General features: G+C 65.2%; 15 protein-coding genes. 9 read left to right on the forward strand and 6 right to left on the reverse strand.

The genetic code is table 11. The features are described 5' to 3' along the window. Positions 1 to 3 precede the first annotated feature (3 nt). Positions 4 to 2,070, reverse strand: coding sequence for an ATP-dependent DNA helicase RecG (recG, locus tag M2336_RS14670; RefSeq protein ID WP_264573055.1), 2,067 nt, complete (start codon positions 2,068 to 2,070; stop codon positions 4 to 6). A gap of 97 nt (positions 2,071 to 2,167) precedes the next feature. Between recG and M2336_RS14675 the strand changes: the two genes are divergently transcribed. Together M2336_RS14675 and mfd are read left to right on the forward strand one after the other, a co-directional pair. Then, a complete protein-coding gene (locus M2336_RS14675) occupies positions 2,168 to 2,434 on the forward strand; it encodes a succinate dehydrogenase assembly factor 2 (protein ID WP_264573056.1) in 267 nt (88 codons plus the stop codon). 184 nt (positions 2,435 to 2,618) lie between these two features. After that, on the forward strand, positions 2,619 to 6,080 hold the full coding sequence (mfd, locus tag M2336_RS14680; protein WP_264593162.1) for a transcription-repair coupling factor: 3,462 nt from the start codon (positions 2,619 to 2,621) through the stop codon (positions 6,078 to 6,080). A gap of 426 nt (positions 6,081 to 6,506) precedes the next feature. On the opposite strand, the gene M2336_RS14685 is transcribed toward mfd, so the two are convergent. Then, positions 6,507 to 6,854 carry a DUF6984 family protein gene (locus M2336_RS14685; RefSeq protein ID WP_264573058.1) on the reverse strand — a complete coding sequence of 116 codons (348 nt, stop codon included), beginning with the start codon at positions 6,852 to 6,854 and terminating at the stop codon, positions 6,507 to 6,509. Between the two features lie 142 nt (positions 6,855 to 6,996). Then, on the reverse strand, positions 6,997 to 7,497 hold the full coding sequence (locus M2336_RS14690) for a GFA family protein (RefSeq protein ID WP_264573059.1): 501 nt from the start codon (positions 7,495 to 7,497) through the stop codon (positions 6,997 to 6,999). 194 nt (positions 7,498 to 7,691) lie between these two features. Here M2336_RS14690 and M2336_RS14695 point away from each other — a divergent pair, with 194 nt between their 5' ends. Together M2336_RS14695 and lexA are read left to right on the forward strand one after the other, a co-directional pair. Next, on the forward strand, positions 7,692 to 8,588 hold the full coding sequence (locus tag M2336_RS14695; protein ID WP_264573060.1) for a bestrophin family protein: 897 nt from the start codon (positions 7,692 to 7,694) through the stop codon (positions 8,586 to 8,588). Between the two features lie 125 nt (positions 8,589 to 8,713). Then, entirely contained in the window at positions 8,714 to 9,418 is a 705-nt protein-coding gene (gene lexA, locus M2336_RS14700) for a transcriptional repressor LexA (protein WP_264573061.1), read from the forward strand. 24 nt (positions 9,419 to 9,442) lie between these two features. Here the strand turns inward: lexA and M2336_RS14705 are convergent, their stop codons facing one another. Further along, positions 9,443 to 11,515, reverse strand: a complete 2,073-nt coding sequence (locus M2336_RS14705; RefSeq protein WP_264593164.1) for a ComEC/Rec2 family competence protein — start codon at positions 11,513 to 11,515, stop codon at positions 9,443 to 9,445. Between the two features lie 113 nt (positions 11,516 to 11,628). Between M2336_RS14705 and gltX the strand changes: the two genes are divergently transcribed. Together gltX and M2336_RS14715 are read left to right on the forward strand one after the other, a co-directional pair. Further along, positions 11,629 to 13,086, forward strand: coding sequence for a glutamate--tRNA ligase (gltX, locus tag M2336_RS14710; protein WP_264593165.1), 1,458 nt, complete (start codon positions 11,629 to 11,631; stop codon positions 13,084 to 13,086). Positions 13,087 to 13,104: 18 nt separating this feature from the next. Next, a complete protein-coding gene (locus M2336_RS14715) occupies positions 13,105 to 14,391 on the forward strand; it encodes a citrate synthase (RefSeq protein WP_264570636.1) in 1,287 nt (428 codons plus the stop codon). Positions 14,392 to 14,499: 108 nt separating this feature from the next. Here the strand turns inward: M2336_RS14715 and def are convergent, their stop codons facing one another. Further along, entirely contained in the window at positions 14,500 to 15,030 is a 531-nt protein-coding gene (gene def, locus M2336_RS14720) for a peptide deformylase (protein WP_264573064.1), read from the reverse strand. 103 nt (positions 15,031 to 15,133) lie between these two features. Continuing rightward, the gene (gene recR / locus M2336_RS14725) at positions 15,134 to 15,730 is read right to left on the reverse strand and encodes a recombination mediator RecR (protein WP_264573065.1); all 597 of its coding nucleotides are present in this window, start codon (positions 15,728 to 15,730) and stop codon (positions 15,134 to 15,136) included. Between the two features lie 65 nt (positions 15,731 to 15,795). On the opposite strand from recR, the gene fmt reads away from it, so the two are divergent. From fmt to M2336_RS14740, 3 genes are all read left to right on the forward strand, one after another. Then, positions 15,796 to 16,704, forward strand: a complete 909-nt coding sequence (fmt, locus tag M2336_RS14730) for a methionyl-tRNA formyltransferase (RefSeq protein ID WP_264574888.1) — start codon at positions 15,796 to 15,798, stop codon at positions 16,702 to 16,704. Then, entirely contained in the window at positions 16,701 to 17,450 is a 750-nt protein-coding gene (truA, locus tag M2336_RS14735; protein ID WP_264573066.1) for a tRNA pseudouridine(38-40) synthase TruA, read from the forward strand. The genes fmt and truA overlap by 4 nt, the downstream gene beginning before the upstream one ends. 79 nt (positions 17,451 to 17,529) lie before the next feature. Then, positions 17,530 to 17,985: a hemerythrin domain-containing protein gene (locus tag M2336_RS14740; RefSeq protein WP_264573067.1), complete on the forward strand. Its 456-nt coding sequence runs from the start codon at positions 17,530 to 17,532 to the stop codon at positions 17,983 to 17,985.

A 17,985-nucleotide genomic window follows, 5' to 3' on the forward strand; every position in this document is an offset into this window, starting at 1 on the left:
CGCTCAGCCGCTGGCCAGCAGACTGATCGCCGCATCGCGCTCGAAGAGATAGAGGCACAGCCGCGCAGCCTGCCCGCGCGGGGAGGCCAGCCCGCCATCGCGGTCCATGAGCAGCCGGGCATCGTCGTGCGCTGCATCCAGCAGCGACTGGATCTGTTCCGGGCTGGCCAGCCGGAAGCGCTGCTCGCCCGATTGGCGCGTGCCGAGGATTTCGCCGGCCCCGCGCAATTTCAGATCTTCCTCGGCAATGCGGAAGCCATCATTGGTCTCCCGCATCAGGGCGAGACGCGAGCGCGCCGTTTCCGACAAATTACTCCCGTGCAGCAACATACAGAAGCTGCGCTGATCGCCCCGCCCCACGCGCCCGCGCAACTGGTGCAACTGCGCGAGGCCGAAGCGCTCCGCCGCTTCCACGATCATCAGCGTGGCATTGGGCACGTCCACGCCCACCTCAATCACCGTCGTCGCCACCAGCAGCTTGAGCTGCCCGCGCGAGAAGGCCTCCATGACCGCATCCTTCTCCGGGCCGGGCATCTGCCCGTGGACCATGCCGACGACATCCGCGCCGAACCGCGCCTTGAGCATCGCTGCGCGGGCTTCCGCCGCTGCCTCGTCGCCATCCTCGCTCTGCTCCACCAGCGGGCACACCCAGTAAGCCTGCCGACCCGCCGCGATATGGCGGCCGAGCGCGGAGACGATATCCTCCAGCCGATCGTCCCCGATGACCCGCGTGTCGATGCTCTGGCGGCCCGGCGGCATCTCATCCAGCCGCGAGACATCCATATCGCCATATTGCGCGAGGCAGAGCGTGCGGGGAATGGGCGTGGCGGTCATCACCAGCAGATGCGGCGTCCGTTCCGCCTTGGCCGTCAGCATCAGCCGCTGCGACACGCCGAAGCGATGCTGCTCGTCAATGACCGCGAGGCCGAGGTTGCGATAGGTCACGGCCTCCTGAAAGATCGCATGGGTGCCCACGAGGATATGGATGCTGCCATCGGCCAGCCCCATCAGCGTCGATTCGCGCGCCTTGCCCTTGTCCCGCCCGGTCAGGATCGCGACATTCACCGGCAGGCCGGCCAGCATCGTCTGGAGGCTGGCATAATGTTGGCGGGCGAGAATTTCCGTCGGCGCCAGAAAGGTCGCCTGCGCGCCGGCTTCCACCGCATTGAGCAACGCCATCAGCGCCACCAGCGTCTTGCCGGAGCCGACATCGCCTTGCAGCAGCCGGAGCATCGGCACGGCCTGCGCCATATCCCCCTCGATCTCGGCAGAAGCCCGGCGCTGAGCACCGGTGGGGGCGAATGGCAGGCGCAAGGCGTCGCGCAAATGTCCGTCTCCGGCCAGGGGAAGCCCGCGCCGGCGACGGGTCGAGGCCCGCAGCAGCATCAGCGCAAGCTGGCTTGCGAACACCTCGTCATAGGCCAGCCGCTCGCGCGCGGGCTTTGCGCCGGGCGTCTCGTGCGTGGCCTTGAGCGCTTCCTGCCAGCTCGGCCAGCCCTTGTGGGCGCGCAGCCCCGGTTCGATCCACTCATCCAGAGCCGGCCCGCGCTCGACCGATTGCGCGACAAGATCGCGCAGCCGGCCATTGGTGATGCCTTCCGAAAGCCCGTAGACCGGCTCGCAATCGGCAATCTGCCCCGCCTCTTCCACCGGCACGACATGATCGGGGTGGACGATCTGCAACTCGTCCCCGAACTGATCGAGGCGGCCGGAGACAAAGCGCGGCTCCCCGAGCGGGAAGAGCTTGCGCGGCCATCCGCTGTTCTTGCCGAAATAGACGATGCTCACCGGATCGCCGGCCATATCCACGGCGCGGATGCGAAACGGCGCCCGTGCCGTGCCCGAGGCGCGATAGTCCTGCGCCGTCAGCACCAGGGCGACCATACGCCCCGTCTCGGCTTCCGCGAGCCGCCGCACGCGTTGCCGCTCGATCCAGCTCACCGGCAGGTGGAAGGCAAGGTCGACCACGCGCTTCAGGCCCAAGCGCTCCAGCGGCTTGGCCGAAGCGATCCCCACGCCCTTAAGCGCCGTGCTTTCCGTGAACAGCGGATTGAGAATGTCGGGCCGCATCGCTATCTGCCCTAGTCGAAGCTGGAGGGCCGGAAAAGTCCCCGCCGGCCAATCATGATAAAACGCGCACCCGAGCGCCGCGCGAAAAGGACCGGACATGATCGACGAGACCCGCCTGCGCCGCCTCAAATTCCGCGCCTGGCACCGAGGCACGAAGGAAGCGGATCTGATGATCGGCGGGTTCTTCGATGCCCACGCCGCCAGCTTCACGCAGGCGCAGGCCGATCTGTTCGAGGCGCTGCTCGAGGAAGAGGATGTCGACATCATGGCCTGGGCCATCGGCACTCTTCCCTGCCCCGCGCGTTACGAAGGCGCGATGATGGAAGCGATGCGCAGGCTTGATTATGTTCCGATTGCGAAGTGAGATTTCTCTCATGCCCCGCCACCTCCGTTCGGTTCGAGCGTAGTCGAGAACCCCCAGGATAATACCGCCCCTATAGTGCTACCCGTGTCTCGACTTCAGCCTCTGGCTGAAGTTTATCCTGAGCGCCCGCCCTGCGGGCAGTCGAAGGGCTCGACACGAACGGAAGGCAGAGTCGAACACACTAATGACTGACATATCCCGCATCCTCTCGGCCAAGGCGCCGCTCACCCTGTCCGGCGTGCCTGCGGGGTTCCTGCCGGTTCTGCTGGCGGACCTCGCCCGCGCGGCGAAGGAGCGCACCTGCTTCATCGCCGCCGATGGCCAGATGGCGGACGCGATAGCGCAGACCGTGCATTATTTCGCGCCAGAGCTGGAGGTGGTGAGCATTCCGGCCTGGGATTGCCTGCCTTACGACCGCGCCTCGCCTTCGCTGCGCGCGGCATCCGAGCGGCTGGCCGGCCTGCACGCCCTGCAGGGCACGCCTAAAGGGCCGCAGCTGGTCATCACCACCGTCAACGCTGTCACGCAGAAGACGCTGACGCCTTTCCGCATCCGCCAGATGGTCGCCCGCCTGGCTCCGAACGAGCGGATCGCCATCGACCGGCTGGTCAGCCTGCTTCAATCCAACGGTTATGTCCGCACCGATACGGTGCATGATGCCGGCGAATATGCGGTGCGCGGCGGCATCGTCGATCTCTATCCCTCGGGCGAACCCGGCCCGCTGCGGCTCGATTTCTTCGGCGACGAGATCGAGACGCTGCGCCGGTTCGATCCCGCGACCCAGCGCACCACCGGGGCGGTCGATGGCTTCATGCTGCTGCCCGCCTCCGAAGCGCTGCTCGATGAGGAGAGCATCAAGCGCTTCCGCAGCCGCTATCGCGAGATGTTCGGCGCGACCGCCACGGGTGACCCGCTGTATCAGGCGGTGAGCGATGGCCGACGTCTAGCCGGCATGGAGCATTGGCTGCCGCTGTTCGAGGAGCGGCTCGTCCCGCTCGCCGAACATCTGCCGGAGGGCACGCTGTGGATTCGCGAGGCCGGCACTGCTGGCGCGGCCGAGGCTCGCTTCGAGGCGATCCGTGATTATCACGCCAATCGCACAACCGCCGCGGCGGCCTCGCCGGGCAGCTATCGCCCGCTGCAGCCCGACCAGCTCTATCTGACTGCCGATCAATGGGCGCAAAGTATCGAGGCGCTACCGATCCACCTCACCTCCAGCTTCCACGAGCCCGAGAGCGCCCATGTGCTCGATTTCGGCGTGGACAGCGCCCGCGACTTCGCGCCGGAGCGGGCGCAGGGCGGCAATGTCTATGAGGCGGTGGCCAAGCATCTGGAACAAAGCCAGCGCAAGGGCCGCAAGCGCATCATCGCCAGCTACTCCATCGGCGCGCGCGAGCGGCTGAAGGGCTTGCTGGAAGACCACGGCGTGCGGGGGGTCACACTGGTCGATAGCTGGCAGGAAGCGCTCGGCGCGCCCGCGGGCCGCGTGGCGCTGGCCGTGCTGCCGCTCGATCACGGCTTTGCCAATACCGAACTGGAAGTGCTGACCGAGCAGGACATGCTCGGCGATCGTCTGGTGCGGCGTCAGAAGCGGCGCAAGAGCGCGGACGCCTTCCTCGCGGAACTCGCCACGCTCACCCCAGGCGATCTTGTCGTCCATGTCGATCATGGCATCGGGCGCTATGAGGGCCTGACCTCGATCCCGGTCGGCAAATCGCCGCATGACTGCGTGGCGCTGGCTTATGCCGGCGGCGACAAGCTCTACGTGCCGGTCGAGAATCTCGACGTGCTCTCGCGCTACGGTTCGGGCGAGGATGCGGTGTCGCTCGACAAGCTTGGCGGCGAGGCCTGGCAACGCCGCAAGGCGCGGATGAAGGAGCGCATCCGGGAGATCGCCGGAGAGCTGCTCGCCACCGCCGCCCAGCGCGCCTTGCGGGCCGCCCCTGCCTATGAGGCGGAGAGCGCCGGCTATCCCGCCTTCGTCGACCGCTTCCCCTATGAGGAAACCGAAGATCAGGATCGCGCGATCAGCGATGTGCTGGACGATCTGGCCGCCGGCAAGCCGATGGACCGGCTGGTCTGCGGCGATGTCGGCTTCGGCAAGACGGAGGTCGCGCTGCGCGCCGCGTTCGTCGCCGCGATGGCCGGCGCGCAGGTCGCGCTCATTTGCCCCACAACCCTGCTCGCCCGCCAGCATCACCTCAATTTCGAGGAGCGGTTCCGCGGCTTCCCGCTCAAGGTCGGGCGCCTCTCCCGCCTTGTCGGCACCACCGAGACCAAAGCGACAAAGGATGGCCTGGCCGACGGCACCATTGACATCGTGATCGGCACCCATGCCCTGCTGACCAAGGGGCTGGAGTTCGAGCGGCTCGGGCTGGTGATCGTGGATGAGGAGCAGCGCTTTGGCGTCGTTCACAAGGAGCGGCTCAAGCAGCTCAAGGCGGACGTCCACGTCCTCACCCTCACCGCCACGCCGATCCCACGCACGCTGCAAATGGCGATGAGCGGATTGCGCGAGCTGTCCGTCATCCAGACGCCGCCGGTGGATCGCCTCGCCGTGCGCACCTATGTCATGCCGTGGGATGACGTGGTGCTTCGCGAGGCGCTGCTGCGCGAGCATTATCGCGGCGGGCAGACCTATTTCGTCGTGCCGCGCATCTCGGACATGCCGGACATGGAGGATTTCCTCCGAGAAAAGGTGCCCGAAGTGCGCGCCATTTCCGCCCATGGCCAGATGTCGGCCAGCGAGGTCGAGGAGCGCATGTCCGCCTTCTACGAGCGCAAATATGATGTGCTGCTCTCAACGACCATCGTTGAATCCGGTCTCGACATCCCGAGCGCCAACACCATCATCATCCATCGCGCGGACCGTTTCGGCCTCGCCCAGCTCTACCAGTTGCGCGGCCGCGTGGGCCGATCCAAGACGCGCGCCTATGCTTATATGACAACCCCGGCCGACCGGCTGACGACGGAAACCGCCGAAAAGCGGCTGAAAGTCCTGTCCGATCTCGATACGCTGGGCGCCGGCTTCCAGCTCGCCAGCCATGATCTCGACATTCGCGGCGCGGGCAATCTCGTCGGTGACGAGCAGAGCGGCCACATCAAGGAGGTCGGCTTCGAGCTTTACCAGTCGATGCTGGAAGAGGCGATCATGGAAGCCAAGGCGGGCGGTGCCGCGCTCGCCCCGGCACCGGACAAGTCCTCACCGCAGATCAATGTCGAGGCGCCGATCATGATCCCGGAGGATTATGTGCCGGATCTCGACCTGCGCATGGGCCTCTATCGCCGCATCAACGAGCTGGAGGACAAGGGCGCCATCGAGGCCTTCGCCGCCGAACTGATCGACCGCTTCGGCCCCCTACCGGACCCGACCCAGAATCTGCTGACGCTGATCGACGTGAAGCTCAATTGCCGCAAGGCGGGCATCGCCAAGATCGACATCGGCCCGCGCGGCGCGCTGGTGAGCTTCCAGAACGACCAGTGCCGCAATCTCCCGGGCCTCATCGGCTACGTTCAGAAACTCGGCGTCATCGCCAAGCTGCGGCCCGACAGCAAACTCGTCATCCAGCGCGCCTGGGGCGACCCCAAGGCACGGCTGAATGGGGCGCTGAAGCTGAGCCAGGGGTTGGCAAAGAGTATTGGGTGAAGGGCGGATTAGCGCGAAAGCGCGCGATGTGGGGCATGTAACGGGACGGCGCCGGAGGGTCGAAGCAGAGACACCGGCTGGGCAGCTTTCCTCGACGCTGAGGAGTCATCATGGCTCCTATCGATAGAAAAAAGCTGCAGATGCCGGCCTTCTTCTAGCTTCACCGTTCCTGCTGAGTAGGATCCGAGGTGCGCAGCAGGCGCGTATCGAAGAGCCGTATCGAAGCATCCCAGTGCACGGGCCGGTCCTTCGATACGCCGCTTCGACAAGCTCAGCAGCTACTCAGGACGAACGGAGGGAATTCCGACAATGGCGTCGCGCCTGATTAGTCCGTGTTCAACACCAACGTCGGACCACAGCCGTAGCCGCTTTGAAGCGGTGACGAAGGATCGGTGAACGACATGTTCTAGCGTGGGAAGCGGCCGCTCAAGCCGGAGCGCGTTTGTCGAAGAATGAACAAGGCTCAGGGATTTTGATAAGTGGGCTGAAATCAACCGTCCAAAGATCAAGTTCGTACAGATCCCCGTCTTGGTCCAGAATCAACCCAACCCTAACTTGCATCCCATCTTCGTCGTAAAAGCCGCAAGAGCCAGCCTCGCCTCCATATGTGCGTTCGAGCTTTTGCGATACAAATGACAGGCTTCCCATCCCGCCATCATCCATCTCCTCAACGAGAAGCTCAGGCGGTAGGGCGTTACTGCACTCGTTCACCTCCCAAAGGTAGGCAACCAACGCCCGCTCTTCAGGCTTAAGAGGGCGAGGTGCAGAGTGCATTTAACGTCAAATAAGGGATTCAATATTGACTGCAATGACATGGTATCTGGACAGGCAGGTTTTAAGATTGCCGATGATAGCTGACGTTCTTGCCACCAACCCACTTCACGGCCGCCCCTGGAAGCGTCCCGCCCGAGCCGTCCTACTCAATCCATAGCCCATGCGCCCGGTGCCAGTCTTCCAGCCCCTCGTCTGGATAGCCGTCGAAGCACTGGTCATCCGACCCGATCTGCGGCTCGACCCAATTCGCCTTTGATCCGAGCATCATGTGCACCAGCGACGGCGGCTTGGGCAAATCGCTGTCGATCGCGGAAGCGAAAGGGTGGAGCAGGTCGGGATACTCTGGGCTGAACACCCAGAGCGCGCTCGCGCAGGCCGGGCAGAAGTGCCGCTCGCCGGTGCTGACGCGGCATCCGCCCTCGCCCCCACCGCCGCCATCGTCCAGCGCAGCGTGATAGACGGCGGTCTCGCCTTCCACCTTGTGCGTGCGCTTGTCGGCGTGGAGATTGATGGCATAGCCGCCACCGCCGGCGGTCTTGCGGCAGATCGAGCAATAACAGCGCAGAAAGGGCACCGGCGCATGGCTGTCGACGGAAAAGCGCACGGCGCCGCATCGGCAGGAACCTTCGAGCTTGAGGGGCATGGCACGGTCCTCTTGTAGTGATCGTCTGTCAAGCTGAACCGCTGCCCTCCCCGCCGGTTCCCTCAGCGCCCATTGCGCGCTTCCCCTTGCGGCCACTTAATCCTTGATCTGCGCGCGCATCCTCCGCATGGCGAGCGCGCCCGGTGCCCGGCCCATGTCCGGTGGCCGCGTGCCCTGGCAGGAGATGTCCGCCCGTGATCGTTCGCAACCGCCTTGGCTTGCTCGAAGTGCTGTTCGCCTATCGCGGCACGATCATGCCGCATATCCAGCATCGGCTGGCAGGCATCGCCGTGGCCAGCGTGGCGGCCATTCTGGCAGCGCGCGCCTGGCCAGGGCTATTCGCGCAGATCAGCGGCATTCCATTCGCCCTGATCGGCCTGTCGCTCTCCATCTTCATGAGTTTCCGCAACAGTGCCTGTTATGATCGCTGGTGGGAGGGCCGCAAGCAATGGGGGGCGCTGATCATCGCGAGCCGCTCCTTCGCACGGCTCACGTCCTCGCTGCCTGAGGAGGAGCGCGCCCCGCTGCTCCGCGGCGTCTGCGGCTTCACCAACGGTCTTGCTGCCCGCCTGCGTCAGCACGACGAGGCTGCCGCGATCGGCCGGTGGGTGAACGATGGACCGTGGCGCACCTCCCCGAACCCGACCGACACCGTACTCTACGAGATGGGCGCGCACTGCCTGCGCCTGTCCGCAGACGGGCGGATCAACCCGATCCATCATTCGCTCATCGAGGGCCAACTCAAGGCGCTCAGCGATGTGCAGGCGGCCTGTGAGCGGATCGCCAGCACGCCGGTTCCGTTCACCTATTCGCTCATTCTCCACCGCACGACCTACGTCTTCTGCCTGTTGCTGCCCTTCGCGCTGGCGGGCTCGCTGGGCTGGTGGGCCCTCATTCCGGTGCTGGTGGCGAGCTATACCTTCTTCGGGCTGGACGCCTTGGGCGATCAGCTGGAAGACCCGTTCGGCTATGATCCCAACGACTTGCCGCTCGATGCGATGACACGGACGGTCGAACGCGAAATGCTCGCCCGCCTCGGCGCGACCGATCTTCCCGCACCCATCGCGCCTGACCAGCACATCCTGACCTGATCGCTCGCCCGTGCGTGGGACGACACGCCAGCCACCGAGACCTGAGATATTTGGCCGATCCGTGTTGACGTGGCTCGATTCGTTTCCTAAACGTTCTCCGTCCGTTCCATATTGGGGAACCACTCATGTTGACCGCCAAGCAACAGCAACTGCTCAGCTACATCAAGCAGCATCTCGATCAGGGTGGCGTCTCGCCCAGTTTCGAGGAGATGAAGGAGGCGCTGGACCTCAAGTCGAAGTCCGGCATCCATCGGCTGATCAGCGCGCTGGAAGAGCGCGGCTTCATCCGCAGGCTGCCCAATCGCGCGCGGGCGCTCGAAATCCTCAAACTGCCGGATGGTATGCCCGTGGCAGAGCGGACGGAAGAGCCGGCGGCGGCCACCAACGTGACCCCGCTGCGCAAGGCGGCCACCGCGCCGGCGCGGACGATCTCCATCGCCGCCAATGACGTGATCGAAATTCCGCTGCATGGGCGCATCGCTGCCGGTCTTCCCATCGAGGCGATGGAGAGCGACACCATGTTGCCGGTCCCGGCCGCGTTGCTGGGCGCCGGCGATCATTACGCGCTAGAAGTCTCCGGTGACTCGATGATCGAAGCAGGGATTTTTGACGGTGACTTCGCGCTGATCCAGCGGACCGAAACGGCGCGCGATGGCCAGATCGTCGTGGCCCTCATCGACGAGAATGAAGCGACGCTCAAATATTTCCATCATGACGGCCGCAAGGTGCGGCTCGATCCTGCCAATCGCGACCATGAGCCCCAAACCTATGAGGCGCGGCAGGTGCGCATTCAGGGCCGGCTCGCAGGGCTCTTGCGGCGCTATAACTGAGGCGGGCGATATGGGACGCCGGCTCTAGCGCGAGCCGGTGCCCGCGATCCAGGGATGGCGGCTGCGCGGGTCGTGGCCCGGCACGATCTCCCGACTGTCGAGCAGGATCAGTGCACCGCCCATGGCATTCAGCGCAGGCCGATCCAGCTTTGCCCAGCGCGGCACACATCCCGGCGGCAGGGGCCGGTCAGCGATCACAAGATCGGCCTGCGCGCAGGCGGCCACCAACTCGGGATAGGGAACGAGCAGGCGCGAGCGACTGATCAGCAGGTGAACCGGCGGCTGGTCAGCACGGCCCGGCAATGTCATCGCGCACATGTCCCGCGTGCATCCCGTGTCCGGCGCCTGCGCGAGGGACGCAAACTCACCGTCATAGGCGCTCGCTTCAGCCAGAGTCGTGCGAACATAGTCCCCGCTTCGGTCCCGCAGCAGTGCCATGCGCCCATCGCGCAGGCGCACCGCCACATGATGGCCGTCGGCGGTGACGAGCACGTCGGCGGACGGTGCCAGAAATGTCAGGAAAAAGCCTAGCGCCGTCAGAGGCAGGCCCCACCAACGCAGCGCCGTGTGCCAGAGCATCAGCCACAAGAGGCCGATCATGGCGAGCGCAAAGGCCAGTCCGCTGGAGACGGGCAGCGATAGCGTCGCAAAGGGCTGACTGGCGATAGTATGCGCAATCCACAGCAGGAACTTGAGCGCCACACCGACCACCCACCAGACCGGCGCCCCCAGCCCCACAGCGTCGAGCACCAGCGCGAGCACCTCAGCCGGCATCACCACGAAACTTGTGAGCGGAATGGCGATCATATTGGCCGCCGCGCCAAGCAGGCCCGAGCGATGAAAATGGGCAAAGGCAATCGGCGTCAGCACCAGCTCGACCAGCAGCCCGGTCGCCAGCAAGGCGCCGAGGCTGCGGGTCCAGCGCTTTATCCGCCCCTCGTCGCGTCGCTCGAACAGCCGCCGTGCGGGGGGATATTCGTAAAGCGCCACGATTGCGGTCACGGCAACGAAGCTCATCTGGAAGCTGGGGCCGATGACAGCCTCAGGCCAAAAGATCATCACGATCAGCGCGCCGGTCGCGATCAAGCGCAGCCCGATTGCCTCGCGGCCCAGAGCCATGCCCGCGATCACCAGCAAGGCGGCAATGCAGGAGCGGATCGTCGGCACCTGCGCCCCGGTGAACACAGTGTAGCCGATGCCCGCCGCGCCGCCCACGCAGGCGGCGATCATCAGCACCGGCCAGCGCAGCGCGAGGGCCGGCGACAGCGCAAGCAGACTGACCATGATGAGAATCACGCCGCCGATCAGCGCGGAGACGTGCAAGCCACTGATCGAGAGCAGATGGGCAAGCCCGCTGCGCCGCATCGCGTCCGCATCCGCCTCGCTGATCCAGTTCTGATTGCCCGTGGCGAGCGTGATCGCGATCGTCCCTTCCGGTCCCGGCAACCGCACGGCGATGTGGTGGGCGAGAGTCGCGCGCGCATCCCCGCCAGCGGTTGCCGCATCGAGGCGCTGCACTTTGCCGAGTGCCCGCCCGGTAGCGCCGAGGCCGGAAAAATAGGCCGTCCGCGCAAAATCATAAGCGCCCGGCAGGGCAGCCGGTGCAGGCGGCATTAGCCGCGCTCGGACGGCAATGCGGTCCCCTGCGGCAATCTCCTCTGCCATCTGATCGGGCGCCGCGTTGATGCGGACCCGCGCCGGCAGATCGGGCCGCGACAGCGGCGCGACCTCCAGCCGCACCAGTCCCCGGGCAGCCAAGGGCGTTGCCGAGAGGACTCGAGCCTCCATCTCCACCACCGCGGCGCGCGCAAGTGGCGGCTGCGCAACAAGAAGCGCTTTGGCCCAGATCAGCAGACAGCCCGCCGCCAGCAGCACCGCGCCAACGGCGAGCGCAGCGGGCAAGCGTCCTCCGCGCCCCACGGCGCCAAAGGCGGCGGCGACGCCCAGCCAGAAGGCGATCCACGCCATCCACTGCGGTGGCGCAGGCAGGGTGAACCAGGCGATAATCCCGGCGCCCAGCAGGATCGGCACCCACAGTGGGAGTTGCGCCCGCTCAGCCTCCAGCACCGATTCCGCTCGGGCATGAAGCCGTCCCAACCAGACACTGCTGCGGCGCAACAACGGTATTTGTCGAGCCGGAAAAGGCGTGCTAGGGGCATTCTCGTTCACTAGGAAACCCACCCGCGACATAAGGGAAAAGCAGGCATAGCGTGGCAGAAGGACGGAAACAAACAGGCACGGTCGTCACCCGCTTTGCCCCCTCGCCTACGGGATATCTCCACATTGGCGGCGCACGCACGGCGCTGTTCAACTATCTTTTCGCCCGTCACCACGGCGGCAAGTTCCTACTGCGCGTCGAGGATACCGACCGCGCCCGCTCGACCGAATCCGCAATCGAGGCGATCTTCGATGGCTTGAGCTGGCTGGGCCTTGCAGGCGATGACGAACCGGTCTTCCAGTTCGCGCGTGCGGCACGCCATGCCGAGGTCGCCAACGCCCTGCTCGATGCCGGCCATGCCTATAAATGCTTCGCGACTCCCGAAGAGCTGGCAGCCCTGCGCGAGCAGCAACGCGCCGCGCGTCAGCCGATGCGCTATGACGGGCGCTGGCGCGACCGCGATCCCTCCGAAGGCGGTGATGCCCCCTATGTCATTCGCCTGAAGGCGGCCCGCGAGGGCGAAACCGTCATCGAAGATGCCGTGCAGGGCCGTGTGGTCGTGCAGAATGCCGAGCTGGACGACATGATCCTGCTCCGCTCGGACGGCACGCCCACCTATATGCTGGCCGTCGTCGTGGACGATCATGACATGGGCGTCACTCATGTGATCCGTGGCGATGACCATCTCAACAACGCCTTCCGCCAGCTCGGCATCATCCGCGCGATGGACTGGCCCGAGCCGGTCTATGCGCACATCCCGCTGATTCACGGGCAGGATGGTGCCAAGTTATCCAAGCGGCATGGCGCCATGGGCGTCGATGCCTATCGTGACGAGCTGGGCATGCTGCCCGAGGCGGTGAACAACTATCTGCTGCGACTCGGCTGGGGTCATGGCGATGATGAGATCATCAGCCGCGAGCAGGCCGTCGAGTGGTTCGATCTGCCGGGCGTGGGTCGCTCGCCGTCGCGATTCGACCTCAAGAAGCTCGAAAATCTGAACGGCCATTACATTCGCGAGGCCGATGACGGTCGCCTCGCTCTGCTCGTCGCCGAGCGGATGGATCCGCTGGACGACGATGCGGCGGCCCAGGCCCGGCTGCACCAGCTTGCGGCGATCATGCCCGCGCTCAAGCCCCGCGCCAAGACGCTGGTGGAACTGACCGACGGCGCCGCCTTCCTCTTCGCCAAGCGCCCGCTCACGGTCGAAGAGGCTGCCGCCAAACTGCTCGACGAGAATGCCCGCGCCCTGCTCGGCACTGTGGTCGAGCGGCTGGATGCGCTGCCCGATTGGTCGCTTGAGGCGCTTGAGGCCGCCATCCGCGCAATCGCGGAAGAGGCTGGCCTTGGCCTTGGAAAGATTGCACAGCCACTGCGCGTTGCGTTAACGGGTCGCACGACGTCGCCCGGTATTTTCGACGTGCTACTCCATCTTGGTCGGGACGAAACCTTGGGCCGCCTGCAGGATCAGGCCGGACTCCTCCAGGCTTCCGGGTCCGGACCACAAATTTGAGCAATAAGGGGTGAAGGAATGAGCGACAGCACAGTCAAAATGACCGTCGAGGGCAAGGATCTCGAATGTAAGGTCGTCGAAGGTTCCGTCGGCCCTAAGGTCATCGACATTCGCAAGCTCTATGCCCAAACGGGCATGTTCACATATGATCCCGGCTTCACCTCTACGGCGAGCTGCGATTCGGCGCTGACCTATATCGATGGTGATGAGGGCGTGCTCCTTCACCGCGGCTATCCCATCGATCAGCTCGCCGAGCAGTCGAGCTTCATGGAAGTGGCCTATCTGCTGCTGCGCGGCTCGCTCCCCTCAAAGGACGAGTTCGAGCTGTTCGAGCGGACGATCACCCGCCACACGATGGTGCACGAGCAGCTCTCCACCTTCTTCCGCGGCTTCCGTCGCGATGCGCACCCCATGGCGATCATGTGCGGCGTGGTCGGCGCGCTGTCGGCCTTCTACCACGACTCCACGGACATCACCGATCCGCACCAGCGGATGATCGCAAGCCACCGTCTCATCGCCAAGATGCCGACGCTCGCGGCCATGGCCTACAAATATTCGGTCGGTCAGCCTTTCGTCTATCCGAGCAATGACCTGAGCTACACCGGCAACTTCCTGCGCATGACCTTCTCGGTCCCGGCTGAGGAATATGTGGTCGATCCCGTCGTAGAGGCGGCGATGGACAAGATCTTCATCCTGCATGCCGATCACGAGCAGAACGCCTCCACCTCGACCGTGCGCCTGGCCGGCTCCTCGGGCGCCAATCCGTTTGCATGCATTGCGGCGGGCATCGCCTGCCTGTGGGGCCCGGCGCATGGCGGCGCCAACGAAGCGGCGCTCAACATGCTCCGCGAGATCGGCACCGTGGATCGCATCCCGTCCTACATCGCACGCGCCAAGAACAAGGACGATCCGTTCCGCCTGATGGGCTTCGGCCACCGCGTGTACAAGAACTACGATCCCCGCGCGAAGGTGATGCAGGCGACCGCCAAGGAAGTGCTGGACAAGCTTGGCGTCAGCGACCCTATCTTCGACGTCGCCCGCGAGCTGGAGCAGATCGCGCTGCACGACGAATATTTCATCGAGAAGAAGCTCTACCCGAATGTGGACTTCTACTCGGGTGTGATCCTGTCGGCGATCGGCTTCCCGACGGACATGTTCACGGTGCTCTTCGCCCTCGCCCGCACCGTCGGCTGGGTCGCGCAGTGGAACGAGATGATCTCGGACCCAGAGCAGAAGATCGGCCGTCCCCGTCAGCTCTACACCGGCCCGACGCAGCGCGATTATGTCCCGATGGACAAGCGCTGAGCCTCAGCTGGCTTATTCACGGATTAGTAAAAGGGGCGCCCGAAGCGCCCCTTTTTTTCTTGCCGGTCAATTTCGAAAACCAAGCCGCGCCGCAATGGGCGCGGAAGCTCAGGCGGCTTTGCGGGTCTTGGCAAGCTTCTTGAGCAGCATGTCCCGCTTCAGGCGAGACAGATGGTCGATGAACAGAATGCCTTCGAGATGGTCCATCTCGTGCTGCAGGCAGGTCGCGAGCAGCCCTTCCAGCTCTTCCTCATGAATCCGCCCCTGCCGATCCATCCAGCTGGCGCGGATGCGCGCTGGCCGCTCGACCTCGGCATATTGATCCGGCACGGAGAGACAGCCCTCATTATAGACCGAGCTTTCCGGAGACCCATCAAGGATCTCCGGATTGATGAACACCAGCGGATTCTTGACCGGCGGTGCGCCTTCCTCATCGGACTCGGGCTCCTGCAGATCGATGACCAGCACCCGTTTGGGCACGCCGACCTGTATAGCCGCCAGCCCGATACCCGGCGCATCGTACATGGTGTCGAACATGTCATCGATCAGCGTCTGCAAATCATCGTCGATCGCCTCGACAGGCGTCGAAATCGTCCGCAGAATCGGGTCCGGGGTCTCAAGGATCGGTCTAATGGCCATGCTGTCCAGATATGGAAGCCAAGGCGCGAGATCAAGCCGTTGTTAACGCTTTGTTCCGATCAGGCTGATCGAACGCGGCAGGATCTGCCCGCGTATCCGCCCCTCAACTGATCGGCCGCCGCGCCCGCAGCGCCTGCGCCAGGGTGCCCTCATCGAGATAATCGAGTTCGCCCCCGACGGGCACGCCATGGGCCAGTTGCGTCAGCCGCACCGGATAGGACTCCAGCCGCTCTGCGATGTAATGGGCCGTCGTCTGCCCCTCCAGCGTGGCGTTCATCGCCAGCACCACTTCATCGATGCCGCCATCGGCGACGCGTTGGACAAGGCTGGCGATCGACAGGTCTTCCGGCCGCACGCCATCCAGCGCGGAGAGCCGGCCACCCAGCACATGGAACCGCCCCGGAAACAGGCGCGACTTTTCCAGCGCCCAGAGGTCCGCCACATCCTCCACCACGCACAAAGCGCGGGCATCGCGGCGGGGATCGGCGCAGATGGCGCAGGGATCGATGGTGTCGACATTGCCGCAGACCGAACAATGCACCATCCGCTCGCTCACGCTTTCCAGCGCGCGCAGCAGCGGCACCATCGCCGCATCGCGCCGCTGCAGCAGATGCAGCACCGCCCGCCGTGCCGAACGGGGGCCAAGGCCGGGCAGCCGGGCAAGCGCCTGCGTGAGCGCGTCGATCTCTGGCGAGGACATGACTGCCAAATAAGGGCTTGCGCTGCGATGATACAAGCGTTTCAGAGGGCCGCATGAAAGAGCCTTTGCGGATCGTCTTCATGGGAACGCCGGATTTCGCGGTACCGACGCTCGATGCGCTGACCGCGGCCGGCCATTCCGTCGTGGCGGTGTATACGCAGCCACCCCGGCCGGCAGGTCGGGGCAAGGCGCCTCGCCCGAGCCCGGTGCAAGCCAGAGCGGAGGCGCTGGGCCTGCCGGTGCGAACGCCCCTCTCCCTGAATGACGCGGCGGAACAGGACGTCTTCGATGCTTTCGAGGCGGACGTCGCCGTGGTCGCCGCCTACGGGCTGATCCTGCCGATCCCGGTCCTCCATGCCCCGCGGCTCGGCAGCCTCAACGTCCACGCCTCCCTGCTCCCCCGCTGGCGCGGCGCTGCACCGATCCAGCGTGCCATCCTCGCAGGCGACGAGCGCATCGGAGTCACCATCATGGCGATGGCCAAGGGTCTCGACACCGGGCCGATGCTGGCGAAGGTCAGCACGCCCGTGGACGGCAAGACCGCCGGCGCGCTGACCGATGAACTGGCGCATGTCGGGGCCGCGTTGATGGTCCAGGTGCTCGATCAGATCGGAGCCTATCCGCCGATCGTCCAACCCGAGGATGGGGTGACCTATGCGGCCAAGATCGACAAGGCGGAGAGCCACCTCGATTTCACCGCCGGGCCGGTCGCGGCCGAACGGCAGGTTCGCGCCTTCAACCCCGCCCCGGGCGCATGGTTCGCGCACAAGGGCGAGCGCTACAAGGTTCTGGCTGCCTCAGTCGATTCTCAGCCCGGCCCCGCAGGAACCGTGCTTGACGAGGGTCTGCTGATCGGGTGCGGTGAGCAGGGCTCGCTGCGCCCCACCCTCATCCAGCGCGCCGGCAAGGGCGCCATGGCAACCGCCGATCTGCTGCGCGGCACTGCCATTCCGGCCGGCACCCTCTTGGAATGACCCGCTTCGCTTTCACGGTCGAATATGACGGGCGACCCTATATGGGCTGGCAGCGCCAGGCCCATGGCCCGAGCGTGCAGCAATGTATCGAGGAAGCGCTGGGCCGCATCGCCGGCGGCGCGCCGATCGTCCATTGCGCCGGGCGGACTGACGCCGGCGTCCATGCCCTCGGCATGCGGGCGCATGTCGATCTGGACAAGGCGATCACGCCTTTTCGGCTGATGGAAGCGCTCAATGCCCATCTGCGGCCCGAGCCGATCGCCATTCTGACCTGCCACATCGTGCCGGAGGATTGGCACGCCCGCTTCTCCTGCGTCGCGCGCGCCTATGAGTATCGCATCCTTAACCGCCGCGCGCCGCTCACATTCGAGAGCGGCCTTGTCTGGCGTGTGCCACAAGTGCTGGATGCCGAGCGGATGCACGAGGCCGCGCAGGCACTGGTCGGCCGACATGATTTCACCACCTTCCGCTCCGCGCAATGTCAGGCGGACAGCCCCCACCGCACCCTCGCCCGTCTTGATGTCGTGCGCGTCGGCGAGCGCATCACCGTCCACGCCAAGGCCCGCAGCTTCCTTCATCATCAGGTCCGCTCGATGGTGGGCTGCCTTGCCTTGGTCGGCACTGGCACATGGTCGCCCGATGACCTCAAGGCGGCGCTGGACGCGCGCAATCGCGCGGCGCTGGGGCACAATGCCCCGCCGGACGGCCTTTATTTCATTGCGGCGGACTATCCCCTAACCGCCTGACAACACATTGTTAAAGCTCCCGGGCGCAGATTGGATGCTCAGATGGACATGCGAGCGGTGTCGTGAGGCAGGCTAAGACATGGAATTGGGGTATCTTCAGGCTGAACATATGGCGCTGCTCGAGCTGTGCCAGCAAGTCACGAGCCCGGCGACGCAGCGATCCGGCGCGGAGGTGGGCGAACTGATCGCGCTGCGCAGCAAGTTGAACCGCATCTTGATCCGCCATCTCGCCAAGGAGGACAAGCACGTCTATCCGGCCCTGCGCGCCAGCGGCAACGGCAGGATCGCCACGCTCGCCTCGCAATATCATGCAGAGACCGGGCATCTGGGCGATCTATGGGCCGATCTGATGAAGGCCTGGCCAGACTGTCGGATTTTCCAGGAGCCCGAGGCCTTTCGCGCCGCCCTCAGGCCCGCGCTGGAGGCTCTGGTCGACCGCATCCAGCGGGAAGAGCAGATGCTCTATCCGGCCTATCTGGAGTCGCAGGGCCTGAGTGGGATCGGGATTGCGCCCGATCAGGCATCAGCCGCCTGA

Origin of the sequence: Sphingobium sp. B1D7B, assembly GCF_025961965.1 — a bacterium.
In the GTDB taxonomy this organism is placed as follows: domain Bacteria; phylum Pseudomonadota; class Alphaproteobacteria; order Sphingomonadales; family Sphingomonadaceae; genus Sphingobium.